General features: G+C 43.2%; 23 protein-coding genes and 1 pseudogene. 16 read left to right on the forward strand and 8 right to left on the reverse strand.

The features are described from left to right. Positions 1-62 precede the first annotated feature (62 nt). A complete protein-coding gene (locus JCM14374_RS01360) occupies positions 63-623 on the forward strand; it encodes a hypothetical protein (protein WP_054692471.1) in 561 nt (186 codons plus the stop codon). Positions 624-662: 39 nt separating this feature from the next. Next, positions 663-830 (forward strand): hypothetical protein, encoded by a 168-nt coding sequence (locus JCM14374_RS13280; RefSeq protein ID WP_157048896.1) that lies wholly within the window; start codon positions 663-665, stop codon positions 828-830. 588 nt (positions 831-1418) lie between these two features. Here JCM14374_RS13280 and JCM14374_RS01365 read toward each other — a convergent pair. From JCM14374_RS01365 to JCM14374_RS01385, 5 genes are all read right to left on the reverse strand, one after another. Next, positions 1419-2780 (reverse strand): coiled-coil domain-containing protein, encoded by a 1362-nt coding sequence (locus JCM14374_RS01365; RefSeq protein ID WP_054692474.1) that lies wholly within the window; start codon positions 2778-2780, stop codon positions 1419-1421. A 16-nt stretch (positions 2781-2796) separates the two neighbouring features. Continuing rightward, positions 2797-3246 carry a hypothetical protein gene (locus tag JCM14374_RS01370; RefSeq protein ID WP_054692477.1) on the reverse strand — a complete coding sequence of 150 codons (450 nt, stop codon included), beginning with the start codon at positions 3244-3246 and terminating at the stop codon, positions 2797-2799. A gap of 130 nt (positions 3247-3376) precedes the next feature. Continuing rightward, positions 3377-3931: a hypothetical protein gene (locus JCM14374_RS01375; protein ID WP_054692480.1), complete on the reverse strand. Its 555-nt coding sequence runs from the start codon at positions 3929-3931 to the stop codon at positions 3377-3379. A gap of 50 nt (positions 3932-3981) precedes the next feature. Then, positions 3982-4473 carry a toxin-antitoxin system HicB family antitoxin gene (locus JCM14374_RS01380; protein WP_054692484.1) on the reverse strand — a complete coding sequence of 164 codons (492 nt, stop codon included), beginning with the start codon at positions 4471-4473 and terminating at the stop codon, positions 3982-3984. 129 nt (positions 4474-4602) lie between these two features. Further along, positions 4603-5181, reverse strand: coding sequence for a hypothetical protein (locus JCM14374_RS01385; RefSeq protein ID WP_054692487.1), 579 nt, complete (start codon positions 5179-5181; stop codon positions 4603-4605). A 49-nt stretch (positions 5182-5230) separates the two neighbouring features. Between JCM14374_RS01385 and JCM14374_RS13285 the strand changes: the two genes are divergently transcribed. The 12 genes from JCM14374_RS13285 (at position 5231) to JCM14374_RS01435 (ending at position 14525) form a co-directional block, all read left to right on the forward strand. After that, positions 5231-5395 carry a hypothetical protein gene (locus JCM14374_RS13285; RefSeq protein ID WP_157048898.1) on the forward strand — a complete coding sequence of 55 codons (165 nt, stop codon included), beginning with the start codon at positions 5231-5233 and terminating at the stop codon, positions 5393-5395. Between the two features lie 179 nt (positions 5396-5574). Further along, on the forward strand, positions 5575-7503 hold the full coding sequence (ligA, locus tag JCM14374_RS01390) for an NAD-dependent DNA ligase LigA (RefSeq protein ID WP_054692490.1): 1929 nt from the start codon (positions 5575-5577) through the stop codon (positions 7501-7503). A gap of 35 nt (positions 7504-7538) precedes the next feature. Further along, a complete protein-coding gene (locus JCM14374_RS01395) occupies positions 7539-7799 on the forward strand; it encodes a BRCT domain-containing protein (protein WP_054692493.1) in 261 nt (86 codons plus the stop codon). A gap of 101 nt (positions 7800-7900) precedes the next feature. Continuing rightward, positions 7901-8785, forward strand: a complete 885-nt coding sequence (locus tag JCM14374_RS01400; protein ID WP_083453800.1) for a 5'-3' exonuclease — start codon at positions 7901-7903, stop codon at positions 8783-8785. 114 nt (positions 8786-8899) lie between these two features. Then, a complete protein-coding gene (locus tag JCM14374_RS01405) occupies positions 8900-9424 on the forward strand; it encodes a thymidine kinase (protein ID WP_054692496.1) in 525 nt (174 codons plus the stop codon). Then, the gene (locus JCM14374_RS01410) at positions 9425-9916 is read left to right on the forward strand and encodes a hypothetical protein (RefSeq protein ID WP_054692497.1); all 492 of its coding nucleotides are present in this window, start codon (positions 9425-9427) and stop codon (positions 9914-9916) included. Between the two features lie 114 nt (positions 9917-10030). Continuing rightward, on the forward strand, positions 10031-10207 hold the full coding sequence (locus JCM14374_RS13295; RefSeq protein WP_157048900.1) for a hypothetical protein: 177 nt from the start codon (positions 10031-10033) through the stop codon (positions 10205-10207). Positions 10208-10240: 33 nt separating this feature from the next. Continuing rightward, a complete protein-coding gene (locus JCM14374_RS01415; RefSeq protein ID WP_054692498.1) occupies positions 10241-10825 on the forward strand; it encodes a hypothetical protein in 585 nt (194 codons plus the stop codon). Between the two features lie 148 nt (positions 10826-10973). After that, entirely contained in the window at positions 10974-12230 is a 1257-nt protein-coding gene (locus tag JCM14374_RS01420; protein ID WP_054692499.1) for a WGR domain-containing protein, read from the forward strand. 83 nt (positions 12231-12313) lie between these two features. Next, positions 12314-12499: a hypothetical protein gene (locus JCM14374_RS01425; protein ID WP_054692509.1), complete on the forward strand. Its 186-nt coding sequence runs from the start codon at positions 12314-12316 to the stop codon at positions 12497-12499. Between the two features lie 111 nt (positions 12500-12610). After that, complete coding sequence (locus JCM14374_RS01430; protein ID WP_054692511.1) at positions 12611-14128, forward strand: recombinase family protein; 1518 nt, start codon at positions 12611-12613, stop codon at positions 14126-14128. 31 nt (positions 14129-14159) lie between these two features. Beyond that, on the forward strand, positions 14160-14525 hold the full coding sequence (locus JCM14374_RS01435) for a sigma-70 family RNA polymerase sigma factor (protein ID WP_278279214.1): 366 nt from the start codon (positions 14160-14162) through the stop codon (positions 14523-14525). A gap of 50 nt (positions 14526-14575) precedes the next feature. Here the strand turns inward: JCM14374_RS01435 and JCM14374_RS01440 are convergent, their stop codons facing one another. From JCM14374_RS01440 to JCM14374_RS01450, 3 genes and pseudogenes are all read right to left on the reverse strand, one after another. Continuing rightward, a complete protein-coding gene (locus JCM14374_RS01440) occupies positions 14576-16309 on the reverse strand; it encodes a methyl-accepting chemotaxis protein (protein ID WP_054692514.1) in 1734 nt (577 codons plus the stop codon). Between the two features lie 238 nt (positions 16310-16547). Then, positions 16548-18937 (reverse strand): annotated as a pseudogene (locus JCM14374_RS01445) (sodium-translocating pyrophosphatase). A gap of 634 nt (positions 18938-19571) precedes the next feature. Continuing rightward, entirely contained in the window at positions 19572-20192 is a 621-nt protein-coding gene (locus JCM14374_RS01450; RefSeq protein ID WP_054692518.1) for an NUDIX hydrolase, read from the reverse strand. Positions 20193-20404: 212 nt separating this feature from the next. Between JCM14374_RS01450 and JCM14374_RS01455 the strand changes: the two genes are divergently transcribed. Both JCM14374_RS01455 and JCM14374_RS01460 read left to right on the forward strand, forming a co-directional pair. Continuing rightward, positions 20405-20674, forward strand: coding sequence for a hypothetical protein (locus JCM14374_RS01455; RefSeq protein WP_054692520.1), 270 nt, complete (start codon positions 20405-20407; stop codon positions 20672-20674). A gap of 79 nt (positions 20675-20753) precedes the next feature. Next, positions 20754-22691 (forward strand): NAD(P)/FAD-dependent oxidoreductase, encoded by a 1938-nt coding sequence (locus JCM14374_RS01460; RefSeq protein WP_054692522.1) that lies wholly within the window; start codon positions 20754-20756, stop codon positions 22689-22691. Positions 22692-22847 lie beyond the last annotated feature (156 nt).

A 22847-nucleotide genomic window follows, 5' to 3' on the forward strand; every position in this document is an offset into this window, starting at 1 on the left:
AGGCTCGGTTTATAACCGGGCCTTAATTCTTAAAATCTTCGCATTGCGAAGGAGGTGAATTTATGACAAATGAAAAAACAGTAAAGCCCAAAATAGAAGTTTTTCGTCTGGAAGACTTATATTTGGAACCACAAAAACCCAAAATACAAATCTTCTGTTCAGAAGATTTGTCAACGGAAAAAACAGTAAAACCCAAAGTGGAAATCTTTCGGCTGGACGATTTGACAACAGAGGAAAAAGCAAAACCCAAAGTGGAAATCTTCCGCTTGGAAGAATATTCAAAAACCTCATATTGGGATAAATTTAAAAATATCCTCCTGGATACAGGAGGATATATAAAAGGAACCTGGGCTGCACCTTTTTTAGCCTTGTTGATTTATGCAGGATTATTCCTGTTGGGGCTTGTAGCCGCTCTCTACATCCTTGTATATTTATTCGAGGCTGTGGGAGTGATTATAGGCGGACTATTAAATCTTGCTTATAATCATCCACTGGCAGCGTTGCTGTTAGTGGGACTAATTGGCGGGGCATATATATATTTTGCAGGAGCACAACCTACTCCACAACCTCAAACAAAATCTCGGGTTAATATTCTCGAAGACAAAACCGGCCTGTTTGATTAGATTAACAGGCTTTATATTAAAATAAAGGAGGATGATACTATGAAACAATCCAAATATTATGAAAATATAGGAGATGCCCTAAAGGGCGATGATGCTGTACGAGCATACCGTGCAGCGCAAAACCATCTTGAAATAAAATCACCTACATTTTTATCTGATTTTAAGCGCATACAAACAAAACTGATAAATGCGCTTGAGTTAGAATAATCATCTAACTCTCCTATATGACAGAGAAGGAGGGAATATAAGTTAAACCCGCATAAGCGGTAGGTTTTCGCTCCCGTTTCCCTGCCTGGCTGTTAAGCCAAGGTTCTGACTCCTTGATTTCAAGGAGAGGGGGTGGGATTGGTGTTGAACCTAATCTTTGCGCTAGTTTCTATCTTATTCTGTTTAATTCTTTTAATATTGGTCATTCGGGACAAATCCTCATACATAGAGGCAGTTTTGATCCATCTATTAAAAGTTTTCAGAATAGAGATAGTGTTGGCAGAAAAGAGAAGACCTCCGGGACAGAGCCGGAGGCACCAACACTAAGTTCCTACTCAATAAACGGAGGGTCATGGTCAGGTAGCATCTGACCATGACCTTAATTTGATTATAATCACCTGTTAAGAAATGTCAACCTTTACACGGCGTATGCCAGGAAAATATAATACCTCTCCTAGGGGAAGGGACAAAAAAGCCGGGGCTGTTATTCCCCGGCTTTTTTAATGCCTTTTTGTATATCCTCCAGACAGTCAGTATCATTCTGTCTGCGAAGGTAGCCGACGGATATATTTTTGCGCCTGGCCTCCGCTATGATCGGATAATATGTAGCGTGGTTGAGATAGCCGGTATAAAAAAGACTATGTCAGCAGCTGATACAATTCCTAAATCATAGCCTTTGTCCGGGTGGATAAATCGCCAGGTATCGGGCAGTATTTCCCGCATTTTTGTTTGCCAGCGTTCGTGGCCGCCGACAATAACGCCTTTGTACTGAGATAAGTCAACCGGCTCTAACACTGGTTCCGGTTCGGCCTGCTCAAAGCATAGCCGCCGCAGTTCGTTGACTTCGGCCTGCACTTTTGCCAGTTGCCGTTTTAGTTCTTCGTTTTCTGTTACTACCGCCTTTATTTGTGCTTGATATTCACTTGCCGCCCGGCCATATTCGGCCTTAACCTGCTTTTGCAAGGATTCAATCTCTTTATTTTTTTGAGTAATTACCCACTCCTGCCGCTTTACTTCTAGCCTGGCATCTTTGGTCTCCTGCTGAACGGTATCAAGGTCAAGGTACATAGTCTCTTTATTGTTGGCAAAATACTGCTCTTTAAGCCGCTTGTAGGCTCTGAGCAGGGATTTGATTATATGCCCGGCAGCAAGAAACTTTACGGATTCGGATTTACTGAGATTGCCGCTTGTCACGTGATAGGCGGCTAAAATCTCCTCAATGTCACGTTCCGACAGGGTTTCATCCTCAATAATGCTGGCTGATAATTTCTCAGTGTCAAGCAAAAAACTAAGCCCCTCGGTGTATTGGCTTATATCCTGAGATACTGCCGGATCAGTATATGATATCCAGTAGCGGTTGATACCGTACTCGGTATATATGCGTTCTTTGAGCGCACGGATTTTGACTTTGGTGTCCGCGGGCAGGGTAGAATAGGTAAATCGGTATGTGCCTTGCGTCCACTGTAACTGCATATGATAATTATTTATTACGATATCATGGGCAGGATCAGTGGTATCAATGTCCTTGCCTAACAAGCGGGCCAGCAGTAAGGATATAGTCGCATAGGCATTAACCTGGTCGTTGGTGTATTTATTCAGGCTTGTATCGTTAACTGGCAATACCTTGCATAATACACTCGACAGATTAACAATATCGCCCTGGGCTTTAATCGTGTTATAAAGCGTTTTCCAGCCTTTGCGGACAATTTGCAATAGCTTATCAGGGTCGCCCTCCATGATAAGCGGCAGGGCGCGCTTCATAATGATCTCCTTTTCAATACTCTGAGAAGTTAAAATCTCATGGTTATACCAGGGGCTTGTTTTGGCGGCCTGGTAGTATTCGAGTTTGTCCCGCTCATACAGTTTGTTTACCAAAGGGTAAACCCCTTTGTTGGAGGCAAATGCCTCGCAAACAAAGGGGATAAGGTCGATTTGTACGGTGTCGGTCATATTGTTGTCCTCCAGATTAGGTGTATAAGTGCAGGGCGCTTTGGCCTAGTGCCTTTGATATTATTGCTAGGGCTTCTTCGGGAGTGGCATCAGCCGTTGCCCACCACCCATAAGGACGGCCAATCCAGCCTTCCATTGCTGCGCGATATGAGATTGCGCAGTTGTCGGATATATAGAGACTTGCAGCCGGTATCTCATACCCGTGCGGACCACTATATCTGGTAGTCTGCTTCACTATTTGACGCAGATCTTCCAAAGTATTCACACGCTGGTTTTTGTAAAACCCGTAATTCCAAAAGGTACGAATCAAAGGGTTTGCGGGAGCGATCATAACGGTAGCTTCGGGAGCTCCGCCCCAACAATGTATTCTAATTTTATCCCCCGCTTGTGCCGGGAAACGTGAAACACAATTCCCTTTCCAAAATATACATACCTCTCCGTCTTGGTATGTGTATTTTGTGCTCATGCTGTTACCTACGTTCGGGTTCGGGAACAGTGTCTTTTAATGAAATAACATGAATAGCCATTTCTCATACCTCCTTATAATTCTAATCTTTGTTATTGCGGGTTTCGGTGCAATCTCCTAATATAAATTTTTAGTTCTCCCTCTTTTTTATAAACTTTTTCGCTTCTTTAGCAGGAATTACCCATTCCTGCTGACTATTACGTTTTTGGTTTGCACTGCCTGCCTTGATTTCACCGGTTTGGCAAAGCTGTCTGATTCGCTGCGAGGTCATGCCAGCCAGCATCGCCAGTTGTTCCGCATTGAGATTCTCCCCGGCTTCCAGGGCCTGCCGCGCCCATGCCAGGCGGCACATAAAGCCCAAGGGTTCCTTCCACCAGGAGTTAGGCACCTGGTAGGAGTGCGCTCCTATTGGGCACCACAAAAGCTCACACAGGGCTTGTATAGTGTCCTGCAAGTGGCAGGGTGCGGGATAATCGCCCTTGGCATAGTCCCATACTTCTTTCAGGTCTGCGGCCAGCGGAAACGGCTGCTGGTTACTGCCGTCCAGGTTGCTGGTGCGAGCCAGCTCGATTCGACTGTCTGGCCCAAAGGCATTTTGTAGTCTAATCGCCCAAAATTGGGCATCACCTGCGAGACGTTCTATTTCGCGGGCGAAAAGAGTATCGGTTAAGTCGGTGATTTTCATTGCGTGCCTCCTTGTTGTAAGCATCCATGATTTTATCTATTGTATAGGTTTTAACTATCTTTGTTTTTTTGCTGATACTTACGTCTTTTAGACTCCAATCTGCACTCATCAGAGCAATGCTTTTGCCGGATGCGCGGATTTGATATTGTTAAGCCGCAAATTTCGCAATTTACAGGAGGGTTGTTTCTTTTTTGCATTACGTGTGATGTAACCGCAACTGGCCAATGTACTGCTGTGCTTAATATATGCTCGATAAGTTGGTTGAGCGTAATCCCTTCATTTTCTGCAATTACTGTAAGTTTGTTGATGAGAGACTCGGGTAATCGCAATCGCATAACTTCACGTTTGCAAATTGGGCACCATCCACCATTTTTGATAGTGAGTGGGGTTGCATCCCACTCATGCCCCCTCGCACATACCCATTTTAGTGGAGTGCGAATATTTATAAAGGTATCGGAGAGGCATCTACCTCCTTTTTTTTCCGCTAATAATTCAAGAGCGGATAAATATTCGTCTCGTTTTTCTTTGGAAAATTTAGGCATCCATAACATCCCTCCCATGTTTATATTTGTTGCACTTGTGCCTGGTCCTGAGACAGTCAGGAGCAGGTGGCGTGCTGGAGGCAGTACCCTCCATGCTGCCCGCTGCTGAGAGTGGGCAGGTGCAGGGCACTAGGCAATTAAAGCAAACCCTACATAGGCAGTTGTTGCAGCATCACCTATATTTAGATAACGCCCTGCCCATTCCTTGGCGGTTACTGGTTCCAGATTTGCATCAACCTCGGTATCTTTGGCGGCTAAAATGCAGGTATATTCGTTGCTAAACCCGCGCTCAGGGTTAATATACAGATCATAACCGGATTCACTGAGCCATTTAACCAGGGCTTTATATTGCCTCTCGCGGTGTTCTTCGTTTATGGCCTCGTTGGATAATCTGAGCTCATCCAATATTTCAGGGTTTAAATCCTGCAAAATATCGAACAAGTCCCAATCATCAGGGTAAACAGTATCATCATAGTCACATAGCTCGATTAATTGTTCTTGCGCTTCGCCCTGGATTTCCTGGGCTACCGCTTCATCATTGATATAAAGCACGTTACCAATCCAGCACTCATCAGACTGAGTAGTTTCGATTAGTCGGCTGTCTTCAATTCGCCAATCGAATTGACAGTAACATTCGCTCTCTAAGTTAATTTCCCATTTCCCGGCCCGGATAAAGTCAATCAGATCATTGATGCTCATTTTAATCATTTTATATCCTCCCTTCCGCCCCTGATACGTCCAGGTTGGCGGTTGATTTTTGTCTTCGCCCCGCCCCCTGTTGTTCGCCGGTGTCTGTCGCGGAGCCGACCCGTCCGGCCTGCGAGTACATCGTAGCACGGATTTGCGCGAGTGTCAAGCAAAAGTAAAAAACCTTGAAACCCACACCAGTCCGGCGTTTGGGGTAGTTTTTGCGGCTGATTAACCAAAGGGCAGTAATAAAATATTACAAAGAAAAAGGGATTGACCCATCTGAAATAACAGACAAAGAACTTATAAGATTTGAAATCTAATTAAAGCCTATCTTATAGCCCTCTCGTTGAGAGGGCTTTTTTATTGCAAAAAATTATAAAAATCCCGCATAGCCGGGGAAGGAGGACTGAAATGGAAAACATTAAGGAATTGCAAAAGCAACTCACCCTTTTCGATGAAGCATATGAAAAGGGCAATCCTCTAATTTCAGATACAGAATACGAAAAAAGATATTCTGAATTACAGGAATTAGAACAAAAGACCGGAACAGTAGACCCGAATTCACCTACACAGACTATCGCATATACCAAAGTGGATGGGTTGGAAACAGTGAAGCATACTATTCCGATGTTGTCATTGGATAAAGCCAATGATTATCACAATCTTAAAAAGTGGTTTTCACAAGTCAGGGACAATGTATTAGTTCAGCCTAAACTTGATGGTTTAACTATTGTCCTCCATTATCAAGATGGCAAGTTGGTAGATGCCGTTACAAGAGGTAACGGAATAGAGGGAGAACGGGTATTACATACCGTTAATACTGTAGTAAATCTACCCAAAGAAGTCCTTTTTGCCGGGAATCTCGAAATTAGGGGTGAAGTATATATACCATTTGATGAATTCAATAAAATCAATACAAATGGAGAATACACTAATCCCAGAGCAATGGCAGCAGGCATGATTCGAAGGCACGATGCGTCTTCGGCGAAAGGATTGAGGATACAAATCTTTGACCTAGTAAATGCTGAAGACCAAGTGTTTGTCACAGACAGGGAACAATTGGAGTTTTTAGCCAACCAAGGCTTGCCAGTAGTACAGACAACCATGTTTGCTGATTTTGATAAAATCACAACATACTGTACGCAATGGCAGGAAAAACTCCGACAGGAAGTGCCATATCCCATAGATGGCATGGTGTTAAAATTTGATCGTCTAGAAATCAGAGAAAGGTTGGGTTTTACAGCCAAATTCCCCCGTTGGGGAATGGCTTTTAAATTCCCTTCCCAGGAAGAATTCACTTATCTGCGAGAAGTGACTTGGCAAGTAGGTAAAAGCGGTCAAATAACCCCGGTGGCAGTATTTGACCCTATTGAAATTGACGGGGTAACTATTAACCGCGCCACTCTGCATAACAAACAGTTTATTCTGGATCAGGATATACGTATTGGCGATAGGATAGTAGTCGCCAGAGCCAATGACGTAATCCCTAAAGTAATTCGTGCCGTGGTGGAGGCCCGTGCAGAGGAATTAACCTTGCCCGAAATTCCAACACAGTGTCCCTCATGTGGACAGGACGTATGGGTAGAGGGCAGCAACCCGCATATTCAATGCTTAAATCCATTCTGTAAAGCCCAAATAATCGAAAAGATTATTCATTATTGTTCAAGGGATGCAATGGATATTGAAGGCATGGGGGAGGTTAATGTCCGTTTACTTTTTGAATTAGGTTTTATTCGTGATCCTGCTGACCTGTACGAACTTCATACCAAAGCAGAAGCACTGCAGGATCTTGAGGGATTCGGAAAGACCAAAGTTAAAAAGATAATTGAGGGTATAGAAAAGACTAAAGATATTCCATTTTCTCGGCTATTGTTTGCCTTGGCGATCCCCGGTGTAGGAAGAACCACCGCGCAGGCAATAGTTAAAAAATTCCCCACCTTAGAAAGCCTTAAAAATGCATCTAAAGAGGAATTAGCTATTGTTGATGGCGTAGGTTCAGTTACAGCCCAAAGTATTTGGTTTTATTTCCAAGGCCCACAGACGAAAACTATGTTAAACCGTTTAGTGAATGCCGGGATAAACACCGAAGAACTGGTAGCCGAAACCAAAGATACTCTTACCGGAAAAACTTTTGTACTTACTGGCACTATGTCTTTGCCCCGGGCTGAAATCGAAGCCATTATAAAGCAATCTGGTGGTAAGGTTTCGGGAAGCGTTAGTTCCAAAACAAGTTTTCTGGTTGCAGCCCCTGGCGAAACAGGAACTACAAAGTATCAGAAGGCTGTTGATTTAGGCGTTTCAATAATCAGCGAATCTCAATTAATGGAGATGCTGCTTTGAGCAACTTGCAACCTGCGAAATGGGGGGTATAGCTGATGTCGTTAGATGGGCAGGTAATAGTAATAAGCGGGACGCTTCTTAAAAAGCGTTCCGTTGTTGTTGCCACTATCCATAATAATGGCGGTTTAGTGTCCAATAGCATCAACAAAAAAACCGCTTACTTGCTCTTAGGCCCGGATAAGCGGAACGGGGGCAAACACCGTAAAGCCATAAAATACGGCATACCCGTTATTTCAGAAAATGATTTTGAAAAAATCTTAAAGGGGAGGGTTGCTAATGAGCCTGGTATTAATTGATGGTTCAAGTATATTAACCTCTTGTTTCTTTGGAACTGTACCAAGAGAATACTACATGGCCAAAAGTCCCGAAGAAAAAAAGGTTTATACTGCCACGGATTATGCAAACCAGTTATGGAGTATTCACAAATGGCGTTTTTGCTATGTGTAAAACCCTTATGAGACTGGTGGAAACCTGTAAACCCGACTATATGGCAGTAGCCTGGGATATATCCCGTGAAACATTCCGCAGGAAAATGTATCCTGACTATAAAGCCAACCGGGTAGAAACCGCGCCAGAATTAAAATCGCAATATATTCTGATGCAGGAGATATTAAAAACAGCAGGAATCGCTCAGTTCATGGATGATAACCTGGAAGCAGATGATTTTCTGGGTTGTTTATCCACACAATTTGAATCAAGAGAACCGGTTTTTATTCTCACTAAAGACCAGGATGTCCTACAATTAATATCTGACCGTACAAGAGTATGGCTGATAACCAACCGTGCCGATGAATTAAAGAAAACCTACCAGTGGCCTGACCATCCTATCCCGTCTGGAGCATTTGAATTTACTCCATTAATTATAAAAGAGGTTTATGGGGTATATCCAGACCAGATCATTGATAAGAAAGCCTTGGAAGGCGATTCTTCAGATAATATTCCCGGGGTTAAAGGGATAGGAGAAAAAGTTGCTATCCCATTAATTCAGGAATTCGGCTCGGTAGAAGAAATCTATAAGGCTTTAGAGGATGAAGAACAGTTTAAACAGACTTGTAAAGACCTGGGTGTACGTTCCCCAATTAAAGCCTTAAAAGAAGGCAAGGAAATGGCTTTCTTATCTAAAACTTTAGCGACCATTAAAACAGATTCCCTACCTGTGCAGTTGACGGATCTAAAACTAAACATTAATTGGGATGCTTTGAATTTAAAATTTGAAGAATTAGAGTTCCGTAGCTTAGTAACCGGTTCTGTACCAAAGCAAACACAGGCAAGTTTGTTTTAAGGATCAGAAATGCCCTGTAAGGCGTTTTATAAGAGGGGGATAGTAAACCCTACCTACTCCTCTTTTTAACCGCCTTAAAACGCAAATAAATTCCTTCGGGGAAGGAGACATATTATGTCTGGAAAAATTGAAGTGATAACCGGGCCAATGTTCTGCGGCAAAACCACTGAATTACTTCGGCGGTTGGAACGCTATATTTTGGCAGGAAAAACCTACGCTTTTTATAAGCCCAATATAGATACCCGCGATCAAGAAACCTGTATAAAAACAACCAGAGGAACGGTAAAAATATTGCCAAAGGCAATACCACATCCAGATTATTCCTCTCCAGATGAAGATGTGATTATAATTGATGAAGCCCAATTCTTTGATGATTTTACTGGATTCTGCCAGCGCCAAAGAGATAAAGGTAAGATTCTCTTAATTGGCGGGTTGGATATGGATTACCAGCGTAAACCCTTTGGTTGTGTGGGGCAGCTCATGGCTATTGCAGATAGTGTTACTAAATTAACTGCTGTTTGTAATTGTGGCAAGGATGCCATATATACCAAAAAGATTGCAGGTGGTCCTAATCAAATAGAAATTGGAGATAAGGATAAATATATTCCTTGTTGTGCTAATTGTTATGGGGGTGTTTAATTGGATAACGCCACTACGCAAATAACGGTAAAGCTGCTTAACAACCTTTTCCCTCAAGAAACCTTGCAGGCAACCTTGGGAGTGGTGCAAGAAAACATATCCAAGGGTAGATATGCACCGTTACTGCCAGAATTATCAGAAATGGTACGCGCGTACTATAGAGAGCAGCTTACCCTGCCAGAATCAGGTGGAGATATAAATATTTATACCCCTGACGGTATGTTATTAGCCACTGGATACCAAAGAATTGTTGTTGGTGATTATGGGGCTTATATAGAAATTTCCCGTCAACAAATCGTCAAAAGCAATCTTAGAGTTAAGCCAGGGCAGGAATTTAGGCTTAATCCAGACATAGCAAATGTAAAATATGAATGGTATGAGCCTGTAGATGGTTCCAATGTAAAAATCTATTTCCAAATTGGAACCGTAAAATATGCAGACTATCAGCGTGGTATGTATTACATATCCCCGCAGGAAGTAGTTTGCAAATGACTGAAGAAGAATAATTTATTATCCTAGTGTAACCAAGCGGCCTTCGGGTCGCTTTTTTATTGCCAAAAACAAAATTAAAATCCCGCTTAGTACGGGGAGAAAGGAGTGAATTTTATGAGCAATCGCAAAAAATTCAAGCTGATTAATGTCTGGTATCCCCAAGACCTCACTTTAACCGAAGCCAGGGAATACATAACCCAAAAGGATCTTAGCAGCTTAGAGGTAGGTAATACCATCGAATACCGGGGAATAGGCCACCCGGTCAGATTCACCATCGTAAGAATCAAATAAAATCCTCTGTTAAAGAGGGAAGGGGGTTCCAATTTGGAAACCATTGCGGCACTGTGTCACTACTTGACTATGAAAACAGACCTGATAATCAGTTTTCTTCAAACCGTCAATATCATTGATCTGGCTATAATCTTTATACTTAATGCTTTTTCAACAGCTACAAGCACCCTAAAGACTATTTTTATTTTGAAGAAACTGAACCAGCAGGTATATGTAGTTACTTTTTTGGATGCTATGATATTTGCCTATTCATTTAAACTTGTGGCAAACACAAGTGGCATAGCTTGCATAATCGTTTTTGCAGCCGGCAGATTATTTGGGATTTGTTTAAGCAATTACATTGATGCAAAGCTGGCCTATGGTGATATTGAGGTAGAGATCTACAAACACCCGCAAAATGGGATAGCTTTGGCTGATTATCTCCGCGAAATTGGTTATTCTGTCACAACTTATATAGGGTATGGAATCGGGGGTAAAGAACGAATGGTAATCAGTATCATTACCCCGAGAAAGCAATTTCCAGCGTTAAAAAAGATACTCGCTGCCGATGGCAAAATCAATATGTCTATTAAGGATATCGGAAAGACCTACGGCAAAGTAGGGCAAATCCAAGTTTAAAGTCCTATTTAAAGGAAGGCTGAAAATGAAATATTATTTAATCCTGGGTTAAAACTCAACAGCAATTAATATTAGCCATGTAACTTTTGTTCGGCTAGTGCCGGGAAATTAAACGCCCCCGCGCAGCCTGGGCAGAAGGAGGAATGAAATGGCGAAAGCTATTAAACTAAACGATCCCAATTCTCCTGCTTTTACGGTAGTACGGGTTTTGCGGAAAGTGATGCTGAGCTTCGCCTCAATAGGCAACAACAGTAATAAATATTATCAATTAGAGCTGCAAGAAGGTTTTAACAATACTTACCGTGTTTACACCGAATACGGCAGGGTAGGCAAAACTAAGGTTCAGGAAGGGCGGTACTTTACAAGTCGATGGGAAGCTGATAGATGTTGGGAAGATCTGTTCGACCAAAAAACCCAAAAAGGTTATAGAGAAATTGAGTTAGTTGAAAATTCTGCACCAACAACATCCAAACCCAAAGTTGTAAATCTTAATCAGATTGATGATAAGGTATTACGGCTAATAGCTAAGTTCTACCAAGAAGCTATCGGCTTTGTAACGGCTTCGGTTGAAACCCCGTTGGGCAAAATATCTGAACGCCAGGTGCTTGAAGGTAAACGGATACTTGGCAATATAGAACGATATTTAAACGAAGGGAAAAGCCGACATTATGAGGAATTATCCAATGAATTTTATCGGACAATCCCGGTAGTTTTTTCTTCGGATCGCAGGGAAATGATCATTAATACTTTTAGTAAACTCCAAAAATACAAAGAAATGATTGATGTTATGCAATCTGTAGCCGTTGCCCAGGAAACCCTTACAGCTACAGCCGAAGAAAAATATAAATCTCTGGGGGCAACCATTAAAGTAGCTTCCGCTGCTGAAGTTAAACGAATTAAGCAGTTCATAAACTGCACCCGCAGCCAATATCACCACTTCAAAATAAATGTTCTGGATGTGTTTACGGTTGAGCAAATGTACGGGTGGGATAAATTCAATCCTTATAAGGTTGACACAATGGAACTGTTCCACGGTTCGCGTAACTGCAATCTCTTAGGGATTATGCAGCACGGGCTGAAAATAAAGCCAAGTACCGCTGTTCATACAGGCTCAATGTTTGGCGCAGGTATTTATTTCGCTGACCAATCCAGTAAATCAGCTAATTACTGCTGGGGATTCGGTTCGGCAGGGCAAACATTATCGTCTAATTACCTGTTGATTTGCGATGTAGCAATAGGAAAGGTAAAAGAATATACTGATGCCCAAACTCATTTAACCTCTGCACCACGGGGCTATAATTCGGTCATGGGCAAAAAGGGATCTGGTTTATTGCATAACGAATACATTGTCTATCGCGAGAACCAGGCCCGGATAAAATACATTATTGAGTTTGAAAGGGCATAATTTATACTTCAAAAGCAATCATCTTAACCGGGATTAATCCCGGTTTTTTTGTTTATTAAGGAAAAATTTAAAGGGGTGTTATTATGTCCAGTATTCATATGATTAATAAACAAAATCATAAGGAGACAACTATGCCCAATGATATTAAAATAAAATGTATTGGCGGCAACGCACAGAAGGAAGTTAATGCTATTCTGGCGAAAATAGTTTTAAGCAAATTGGCGGAAAAGGAAGGCAAGAACGAGAGCAGCCATATATATAAGGCATAATACCAATAAGGAAGCTGGAACTCAATTAGTTTTTTAACCAGTTCCGTAACTGATATAAATACTGTGATAACAGAGAAAAGAACAATAAACTGAAGAATTGGGTGGAAGATAGTGAGAATTGCTACATATAGGAGGGTTAGCTCCGAAGAACAAGCCCTTCATGGTTTTAGTCTGGAAGCACAAAAAGAAGCTTGTATAAACAAGGCCAAGGAAATGGGAGCCACCAGCATATTAGAGTTTGCTGACGAAGGTGAAACAGGCAAAACATTAGATAGGCCAGGCTTAGAAGCACTAAGACAAGCAATTGCTGATGGGCTAATAGATTGCGTAGTAATTCTTGATCCAGACCGTTTTAGCAGAAAACTTAGCCACCAACTACTTTTAACCGAAGAATTTGAAAAAGCCGGCGTAGAATTAGTCTTTATTAATTTTGAATGGGTAGATTCACCTGAAGGCAGATTGTTTTATTCGATTAGAGGCGCAATATCGGAATATGAAAGAGAAAAAATAACAGAAAGGATGAAACGCGGCCAGGTACAAAAAGCCAAACAAGGCAGGCCGCCGATAGGAGTTTATCATTATGGTTATGACTATGATCCCACTACTGAAACTATAAGTATTAATGAACGAGAAGCTAAAATTGTAAAATATATTTACAATTCTTTAATACAAGGCATAACTCCTGCAGCAATAGCGATTAATCTTACAAATGATTCAAATGTTCCAACTAAAAAGGGCAAAAGCTTCTGGCATAGACAGGTAGTTAGGCAAATCCTGATGAATCCCTCATATAAAGGCGAATGGCATTATAAAGATTATATTATTCCTGTGCCAATAATTATTGAACCGGAATTATGGGAGAAAGCCCAAAAAATATTGCAAGAATCCCTACGAACCTGGAATCATAAAACAAAGAGGCAATATCTTCTAAGTGGTTTACTTGTTTGTAGCGATTGCGGACAAACTATGGGCGGTATTTATGCAAAACACTGGGGCAGATATTATCGAGGTTATACCTGTAGAAAATCACCGTCAACAAGCCGTTTTACAGGCTGTTATCCGCAAAAGATAATAAACGCGGAAAGCCTGGAGAAAAATGTTTGGGAAAAATTTAAAAACCTTTTTATGAATCCTGATACGCTATTAGAAGAAGTAAGAAAAAATTTACCAAAACAGAATGAATTAGAGGATGAACTTGCCAGCATAAAACAACAACTCAACGACACCGAAAAAGGCAGGGAATCCCTAATCGAAGCTATGTCATTAGGAATATTGGAACTAGACGATAAAACTAAGAAAAAACTGCTTGATATAAAAAACCGCAAAGAAAAGTTAATTCAAAAACAAAAGAATCTGCAGAACAGTTTATTAGCCTTTCGGCATTCCGCGCAAAATTATACAGAATTATATAAAACTATAGCAGCAGTAATTGATGACATAGATAACTTAGACTTTGAGGATAAGCGAAGTCTTATACGAAGTGCCATATCTCAAATAGAAATTAAAGGCAGAGTTAATTCTGGCAATACAATACCAGGTGATTTGCCAGGAGTAAATATATTAATGAGCATCAGAGTTGACGATGTATTGGGTTTTGCGAGCAACACAAGCGAAATACAAAAACCATAGAATTTAACATTATCTTCCGCCTGAAGCTGTAATTGAAACTGAAGTTCTGATGTATTTAAGAAACACCCGTAAATTAAAACAAGAAGTATCTATCTATGAACCGATTGGCTATGACAAAGAAGGCAACGAAATCTCCCTTCTGGATGTGCTGACATGTGATAATGAAATAGTTGATATGGTAGAGATGAAACTGCAGGAAGAAAAGGTCAGGGATAAGATTGGGGTACTTACTCGACGTGAGCGCCAGGTTATCGAAATGCGCTACGGCCTGTTTAATGGCCTCAAAGAAACGCAACGGGAAATTGCCCGTAAATTAGGCATTTCCCGTTCATATGTATCCCGGATTGAAAAACGCGCCTTAAAAAAACTTATCCGGGAAATAAGCCTGGAAATTTAACAGAGAAGTGTTGAGGTGACCGTTCCCTCAAAACACTTAATAGAACGTTATTACAGCTTAAATTGTTCCAACAATGCCTGCAGGTTCTCAGCGCTGCGCTCCATCTTATGAGAAACCTCGGCGATTTCCATGGCGGACATAGCGGCCTGTTCGCTGCCCTGGGCAATTTCCTGCGAACTGGCAGTTGACTCGTTAATAGTGGATGCAGTTGATGCCAAAGCCCGATTTACTTCATCCATAGCGGCTGTAATCTGCATAGTATTCTGGCGAACCCGTTCCGAGAGCTGTACTATTATATCGCTGTCATCCCGGTACTGCTGACCTATTTTTGCCATGTAATCATAATCGGGGAGAATACGGTCATTGATATATTGAAGAAGCGATTTGGTATTCGCTACCAGGTTGTTAAAAGATTCATTTACCTGGCCGGTTAGTAACTGTATATCGCCAACGGTAGCGGCCGAATCTTCGGCCAGTTTTCTTACCTCTTCAGCCACCACGGCAAAACCTCGGCCCTGTTCTCCGGCGCGGGCTGCTTCAATGGCCGCATTCAAAGCCAGTAAATTGGTTTGGCCGGCAATGCCGGCTATCTTTTCGGCCAGGCCGGAAATTTCTTCTACAACCTGGGCGCGTTCAATGGCTTCCTCCACGCGGGTATGCATATCAGAGTATAGTTGGAGGGCATATTTTGAGGCTTTGGCAGCACCGGTCTGTACCTGCAGAGCTCGCTGGTCGATTTCAGATGCTTTGGCTCGATCCTTTTCAGCCTCGCTGTTGACCAGATTAAGAGTTGCTCCGATTTCCTGACCGGAAGCGGTAACTTCCTGTGTGGCGGCTGAAATTTCCTGCATTCCTGCCGCAATTTCCTGGGTGGAAGCAGAAACCTCTTCCATAGCGGAGGCTATATTAGCAGCTGACTCTGAAAGCTGCCTGCTGAAGGCGGTTACCTCTTTGGATGTAGCCGTAATATTGGCCATAGCAAGCCTGAGACGATTGGATATTTCTTGAAAAGCATTGGCTAAAGCCCCCATTTCATCAGTGCGTTCAATAAATGAAGCTTCTACATTCTGTGAAAAATCGCCGCCGGAGATTATAGAGGCGTGATTAACCACAAAAGTAATAGCTTGATGGAGGTTGCGGCCGGTATAAATGCCCGCAGCTGCTGCAATGATAAAAGCAGATATAATAATTAACAGCATATTGCGGTTAGCCATATCGAAATCATGCTGTCCGGACTGTCTCTTATCAGCCGCCTGCTGCCGGTTATATTCAGCCAATTTCTGCATGGCTTGTTCTGCTGCCAGTCTACTATTGACTAAATCCTGCTCAGCAAAAGGTTGGTTAATATTACCTTTTTGCGAACTGCCTACAAATATTTTGAATTTATCTACATTGGAATGATAGGCTGAGATAGTTTTTAACGTATTACTGTATAGTTCGGCATCCTGGGGTGTTAAAAGGCTGGGGTCGTTACCGTAATCTTTCAGCACCTGGTCAATTTTGGCGAAGTTCTTGTCTATATCTTCAAACGCGGTTTTGATTTCTTGCGGTGAAGGACGGGCTATAATCTGCCACAAATCGCCGCGTATGGCTTCCAAACAGCGGCTGGCATTGCCAAGGTCTTCAATAGGCAAAAGGTTATTGTCATATATGTAATCCAGATTTTCAACAATCTGGCTCATATAATATCGGCCTACCAGGCCGACCATTACGATCAGCATTGACATGAGAGCAAAAATCAACAGGAGTTTGTTCATAATTTTCATGTTTGTAAACCAGCGCATTTTAAACCCCCCATTTTTTGTATAAGGATAGAATAAAGACTTGGTTAAGATACTCTGAAAAAGCGACTTGATTGGCGAATTTTATAAGCCAGAATAACGGTCATGTGAAATGTATATTCGTACAAAGTATACACATATATTAGCAATATATTCTATGCGAGACAAGCTGAATATATTTGATAATAAAAAAAGCGGTTATGTCCCTGGCGGGACCATAACCGCTTTTTGGTTTAACTGGTTAGATTCTCATGCCATAGAAGGAACGCCATACAAAGAACAAGGCTATTACCAGGAAGACTCCGCCCACCACCGGGGCAATCTCTCTAAACGATGCGGATATGGCGATTTCCATGGCCAGCAGACCAAACAGGGTGGTAAATTTGATAATTGGATTCAAAGCCACCGAAGAGGTGTCTTTAAAAGGATCGCCAACAGTATCGCCCACTACGGTTGCGTCATGTAATGCCGTACCTTTTTCCTGGAGATCCACTTCTACTACCTTTTTGCCATTATCCCAGCAGCCGCCTGCATTGGCCATAAAGACCGCCTGGAAAAGACCGAATACCGCAATAGAGATCAGGTAAGACACGAACAAGGCTACTGAATCATTCGCAGCTTTAGGGGCGGACAGGCAGGCAAAAGCCAGCGCAAATGAGAATATGGCGATAAAGATGTTGAACATACCTGCCTGGGCATACTGGGTGCAGATCTTTACAACCTCTTTGGATTTTTCCGTAGCCGCTTTCTGGCTGGCGTTTTCATCCAGGTTGATATTGCGTTTGATATATTCTACGGCCCGGTATGCGCCTGTAGTAACTGCCTGGGTGGAAGCGCCTGTAAACCAGTACACTACAGCGCCTCCGCACAGGAAACCCAGAATAGTATACGGATTCAAGAGGGTAAGAATAGATTCAGGTTTAACTCCCAACACACTCTGGATAACCAGAATCAGCGAGAAGATCATGGTAGTGGCGCCTACAACCGCAGTTCCAATTAAAACCGGCTTGGCAGTGGCTTTAAAGGTATTGCCCGCGCCATCATTAGCTTCAAGGTAATGTTTGGCTCTATCAAAATCAGGTTTGAACCCGAAATCCTTTTGAATCTGTTTTTCGATGCCGGGAATGGTCTCGATCAAGGAGAGTTCATAAATGGATTGCGCATTATCAGTGACCGGGCCATAGCTGTCAACCGCTATAGTAACCGGTCCCATGCCCAGCATACCAAAGGCTACCAGACCAAACGCAAATATGGAATGATAGGTCATGATATCAGCCAAACCGAAGCCGCTGGCGTAATAGGCTATAAACATCAGGGCCAGAAAGACCATGCCGATCCAAAAACCGCTGAAGTTACCGGCTACCAGACCGGATAGTATATTCAGCGAAGGACCGCCTTCACGGGAAGCCTTTACTACCTCGGCGACATGTTTTGACTTGGGGCTGGTAAATATCTTGGTAAATTCCGGAATTAAAGCCGCGCCCAGAGTACCGCAGCTAATTATGGTAGCCAGTACAAACCAGAGGTTTTGAAGTTGGCTGGCGGCATTAGATCCAGGTCCCAGCATATAGTAGCTGACGGCATAAGTAACGGCGATGGAAAGCAATGAGGTTATCCATACCAGGCTGGTTAAAGGCTGCTCGAAATCGAAATCTACTTTGTTGGCATATTTCGCCTGACTGAAGGCACGGTTTACATAAAACGCGCCCACGGAGGTAATAACCATTAACACACGCATTACAAAGATCCAGGTTAAGAGTGTGGTCTGAAGCGCCGGGCTACTGCCAAAACGATAAAAGTGATTAAGGCAACGCCCGTAACACCATAGGTTTCAAATCCGTCTGCGGTAGGTCCAACACTGTCACCGGCGTTGTCTCCGGTACAGTCGGCTATAACTCCGGGATTACGAGGATCGTCTTCTTTAATTCCGAAGACAATTTTCATTAAATCGGAGCCTATATCAGCAATCTTGGTGAAGATTCCTCCGGCGATACGCAGCGCACTGGCGCCCAGGGATTCACCTACGGCAAAACCAATGAAGCTTGCTCCTGCCAGTTCGCGGGGAACAAAGAGCAGAATGATGAGCATCATAATCAGTTCAACACACACCAAAAGCACGCCAATGCTCATGCCCGCATCCAAAGCGATGTTAAGAACCTTGAGCGGCTTGCTTTCCAGTCCCGCAAAAGCGGTGCGGCTGTTGGCCAGGGTGTTCATGCGAATGCCATACCAGGCAACGGTGTATGAACCTAATATACCTATTACCGTCCAGCCAAGTATCAGCAGAACACCGCTGAGCGAGGTGTCTTGCAGGAATCCGAAGTAGAAGGCGATACAAGCGCCGATAAAGGCAAATAGTATAAGCAGGAATTTTCCTTGCTGAATCAAGTATGTTTTACAGGTTTCATAAATAGTATTGGCCACATCCAGCATTGATTGATGAGCGCCAAGTTTTTTAACCTTGGTGAATTGGTAGAAACCGAATAACATACCCAGAACACAAACCACAATTCCGCCATATAAAAGGCTGTTCTGTTCAGGGCTCAGGGTAGGAATCTTAAGGTTGGCCTCACTGGCCACGGCCATGGCAGGTGAAAACAGCAGGATTGCCAGGGTGATAAGGCTGCTCATTATGGCTTGTGCTGTTTTCTTCATTACTGCGACCTCCATTTAATCAATCACTTCCTTATATTTTTACTGGAGACAAAAAAGCTTTGTCCGATGCCTTTTATCGCTTATTGCTGAGATGTCCTGACAGTCCATCCTCGGGGGCGGGATAAAAGCTTGAAATCGACTTTTATCCTCTCCCTGTGGATGGGCGTCTTGCCAGGAGCTATCAAGCGTATTATGGCAAAAGAAACACAAAATACTAAGTGTTCATGCTTGGTATTTTACGCTTTTTTTCCGTATTCATGCAAACCCCCTTTGGCACAAAAATGATCAGACCCTGCAAATTACCTTTTGGCAGAACCTGATAGATAGACTTTGTATTCTTGAGTTGCCCCTGCGCATTGTATTATCAATATAGGCAACCATAAGAAAAGTTATAAAAATATATTATTATGATAACGGAGTAATTGAAAAATACCAAACAGGGTTGAAAAATGCACTATTTTTATGAAATATGGTTCCTATCACTGCTGCCGGTTTGGCAATGAATCATTTCGGTTATTATTCAAACAGGGCTTGACTTGCCAGCCTGCTTGTGTAAAGCTAAACTTGCAGTAAATTTGAATAATATTTTGAGGATCCCGAGCGGGGTCCTCTATTTATTTTTGATCATACCGATAAAATGATGCAGTATCCGGGCAGTCAGCCCCCAAATGACCTCACCGTCCCATTCGTAAAAATACTGGGGGAGCAAGCCCTGACGGAAGGGATATTTTTCCCCGTTGGGAATTAGATGCAAAGGGAAATCCTCGGGGAATTCAACTTTTATTAGTAGATTTTGCTCCAGAGGTTCATGATCGAGAAAAAACTGCAGAGGAACTGACAGGATTTTTTCCACCTCATCCGCATTGGGCTTGATTGCGGCCGGGTTTTTTATAAAGGCCAAAAACGGCATAATGAGAACATTGAAAGGGCTGACCATAATATCCAGATCGGCAATTACCTCTAAATCACCGGGCTGCAAATCCAGTTCTTCACAACATTCTCTTACAGCCGTGTTTCTTCCCAGGCGATCACTCGGTTCACTTCTTCCGCCAGGAAAACAGATTTCGCCAGGTTGATGTACATTTTGCGAACGCTTCTCGAACAGAATATTTATACCTGACTCGGTATGAATCAAAGGTAATATTACCGCAGTTTTAAAATGCCTGTCATGATCCAGGATTTTTGCTTTGCGGCCTTGCAAAGCCCGAACTTTTTCCTCCAATATATCCATTTCATCACTCCGCTTTTTTTTAGATTACCAATAATATATATGAAAAATCGGGTTTGTACAAATATTCTACTCCAAATGATAAATATACCAAAATGATAAAGTTGGAATCTGCCAGCGCTTTAGGAGGATTTTGGATATAACTAACGAATATAACGGTTTAAATAGGATAAACTGACGTAGAACCCTAATCCATAAAAAGGAGGTCAGACGTGATGGATGTAATGGTTATTCTACTCGGTCACAGGATGGAAAGCGCGCTAAAGGTTCAAAGCATTCTTACTGCTAACAGCAATATTATTAAGACCCGCCTGGGAATCAACCGGGAGCTGAGCAGAGACGATAACGCATCGGGTTTTATTTTTCTTGAACTTTGCGGCTCTGAAGAACAGCTTAAGTCAATGTGTGATGCCTTAAACCAACTGGAAGATGTTAAAGCCGAATGCATCAAGATGGAACTGCCTGGTTGTAAGTGTGAGGCATAGATATTTGGATGAATTGGTTCTGGAAGCTCTGCCGGGTTAATTGCCCGGCCTTTCTGTTAATACATTTGGGGGGAGAGCAATGAACAGTCTGAATCACTTACTGGAGCCTATTGTGATAAGATCCATGCACCTTTCAAACCGGGTGGTCATGCCGCCAATGGGCACCGGCCTTGCCAATTTGGACGGCACGGTCAGCGAAGCGAACCTGGCCTATTTGGACCGGAGAGCCAAAGGGCAGGCCGGGCTTATCATATCGGAAATCACCTCGGTTCATCCTAATGGCCTGGCGGCTCCGGGGACATTATGCGTACACGATGATAGCTTTATCCCGGGCCTTACCAGGATGGCCAAACTGGTTCACAAACACGGCTGTAAAATTGCCATGCAGCTTCATCATGCCGGCAGGGAAAGCTATTACCAGCTAGCAAAGGGCACAGCCTGTGGCCCTTCCCCCGTTGCCAGTGTTATATATGGAATTAAGCCTGCGGAAATGACCCGGGAAGATATTGCCGAAGTTATTAAAGCCTTTGGTCAGGCCGCTTTGCGGGCCAGACAGGCCCAATTTGACGCGGTGGAACTGCATGCGGCCCACGGCTACCTGCTGATGCAGTTTTTATCCCAGCATTCCAATAAGCGTCAGGATGAATATGGCGGTGATATCGTAAACAGGGCTCGTTTTGTAATAGACTGCCTGCGGGAGGTGCGCAGTCAGGTAGGGGATGATTTCCCTGTATCATTGCGTATTTCTGCGGAGGAAATGATAAAAGACGGGTATACCATAGAGGATATGAAAAGGATCGTGCCTGGTTTTATTGATGCCGGGGCTGATATAATACATGCTTCCTTCGGCACCCACGGCACCCCCGGGGGAATAACCTCCGCGCCTGCAGAATATAAATCCGGATTCAAAATAGAACTGGCGCGCCAGATTAAAGAAATGGTTAATGTGCCCGTTATAGGTGTAGGCCGCTATACAGACCCCTTTGAGGCTGATGAAGCCATAGCCAGGGGTGATGCTGACCTTATTGCCTTTGGACGCCAGCACCTGGCCGATCCGGATTTTCTAATTAATGCCATGCAGGGCCGCCCTGAAGACACTTTCACATGCCTGGCCTGTAACCAGGGATGTATAGAACGGCTTCTGTTTGAAGGCAAAAGTGTTCGATGCGCCATTAACCCGGAAACTGGACAGGAACTCAGGTATCCGCAGGCACAAGCCCAGAAAAAACGCAATCTGTGGGTAATAGGAGCTGGACCAGCTGGTTTGACGGCTGCCTCGGAGGCTGCCAGGTTAGGACATAAAGTTACCCTCTTTGAGAAAGACCAGCGGGTCGGAGGGCAGGTTTTGCTGGCGGCCCGGCCTCCCTACAAGTCAGCTTACGCAGCCTGGATTGATCAATTAAAACGCCGGGTTGAGAAACATGGAGCCCGTATTTTAACAGGCGTTGCAGTAAATAGGGATTCTTTTCGCAATGAGAAACCTGAATATGTAATTTTGGCCAGCGGAGGATTTAACACCATTCCGGATATTAAAGGCGCTGATCTGCCGGGGGTTTGCGAAGCCTGGAGCCTGCTGCGCGGTGATAAGCCTGTGAAAAAATGTATCATTGTCATCGGCGGCGGTTTGGTGGGTATGGAGACAGCCGATTATCTATACGCCCAGGGGGCGGATGAGGTGGTAGTGCTGGAAGGCGAATCTCGTTCTCCGGTTTCGACATTAACATCACATGGATATATGCTGCACCGCCGTTTGCGGCAGGCTGGATTAAAATTAATATTGGGCGCTAAGGTAAAGGAGATTCGAGAAGATGGTGTACTGGCAGTGATTAATGGAGAAGAACAGATCGTTAATGGTGAGCAGATTGTGCTGGCTCTGGGAACCAGCCCTAATAATGAATTAAGGGAGGTACTGGAGCAGGAGGGCATACCATACCGAATGGTTGGCGATGCGAATAAGACTGGCCGGATTATCGAAGCTGTGGAGAGCGGGGCTCAGGCCGCCTGGGAGCTTGATTAAATGCTTAATTACTGATAATTAATTCGGAGTGTTTTTGCAACATACCATAAATATTAAGAGGATACTACAGGCAGATTATAGAAAGCATATAATCTGCATGGTTTTGCAACCAGACAGTTTGCGATTTATTTTAAGAAACAACTGCCTGGATAAGCA

The sequence above is a fragment of the Syntrophomonas palmitatica JCM 14374 genome (assembly GCF_001311885.1).
Lineage (GTDB): Bacteria > Bacillota > Syntrophomonadia > Syntrophomonadales > Syntrophomonadaceae > Syntrophomonas_A > Syntrophomonas_A palmitatica.

Excerpts from the sequence above, each read along its gene's own strand:
- JCM14374_RS13280 (WP_157048896.1), top strand. The coding sequence starts at position 663 with ATGAAACAATCCAAATATTATGAAAATATAGGAGATGCCCTAAAGGGC.
- JCM14374_RS01370 (WP_054692477.1), bottom strand. The coding sequence starts at position 3,246 with ATGAGCACAAAATACACATACCAAGACGGAGAGGTATGTATATTTTGG.
- JCM14374_RS01380 (WP_054692484.1), bottom strand. The coding sequence starts at position 4,473 with ATGCCTAAATTTTCCAAAGAAAAACGAGACGAATATTTATCCGCTCTT.
- JCM14374_RS13295 (WP_157048900.1), top strand. The coding sequence starts at position 10,031 with ATGAGCAATCGCAAAAAATTCAAGCTGATTAATGTCTGGTATCCCCAA.
- JCM14374_RS01425 (WP_054692509.1), top strand. The coding sequence starts at position 12,314 with ATGTCCAGTATTCATATGATTAATAAACAAAATCATAAGGAGACAACT.
- JCM14374_RS01360 (WP_054692471.1), top strand. The coding sequence starts at position 63 with ATGACAAATGAAAAAACAGTAAAGCCCAAAATAGAAGTTTTTCGTCTG.
- JCM14374_RS01440 (WP_054692514.1), bottom strand. The coding sequence starts at position 16,309 with ATGCGCTGGTTTACAAACATGAAAATTATGAACAAACTCCTGTTGATT.
- JCM14374_RS01385 (WP_054692487.1), bottom strand. The coding sequence starts at position 5,181 with ATGATTAAAATGAGCATCAATGATCTGATTGACTTTATCCGGGCCGGG.
- JCM14374_RS01395 (WP_054692493.1), top strand. The coding sequence starts at position 7,539 with ATGTCGTTAGATGGGCAGGTAATAGTAATAAGCGGGACGCTTCTTAAA.
- ligA (WP_054692490.1), top strand. The coding sequence starts at position 5,575 with ATGGAAAACATTAAGGAATTGCAAAAGCAACTCACCCTTTTCGATGAA.
- JCM14374_RS01460 (WP_054692522.1), top strand. The coding sequence starts at position 20,754 with ATGAACAGTCTGAATCACTTACTGGAGCCTATTGTGATAAGATCCATG.
- JCM14374_RS01375 (WP_054692480.1), bottom strand. The coding sequence starts at position 3,931 with ATGAAAATCACCGACTTAACCGATACTCTTTTCGCCCGCGAAATAGAA.
- JCM14374_RS01405 (WP_054692496.1), top strand. The coding sequence starts at position 8,900 with ATGTCTGGAAAAATTGAAGTGATAACCGGGCCAATGTTCTGCGGCAAA.
- JCM14374_RS01455 (WP_054692520.1), top strand. The coding sequence starts at position 20,405 with ATGGATGTAATGGTTATTCTACTCGGTCACAGGATGGAAAGCGCGCTA.
- JCM14374_RS01400 (WP_083453800.1), top strand. The coding sequence starts at position 7,901 with ATGCAAACCAGTTATGGAGTATTCACAAATGGCGTTTTTGCTATGTGT.
- JCM14374_RS01450 (WP_054692518.1), bottom strand. The coding sequence starts at position 20,192 with ATGGATATATTGGAGGAAAAAGTTCGGGCTTTGCAAGGCCGCAAAGCA.
- JCM14374_RS01365 (WP_054692474.1), bottom strand. The coding sequence starts at position 2,780 with ATGACCGACACCGTACAAATCGACCTTATCCCCTTTGTTTGCGAGGCA.
- JCM14374_RS01420 (WP_054692499.1), top strand. The coding sequence starts at position 10,974 with ATGGCGAAAGCTATTAAACTAAACGATCCCAATTCTCCTGCTTTTACG.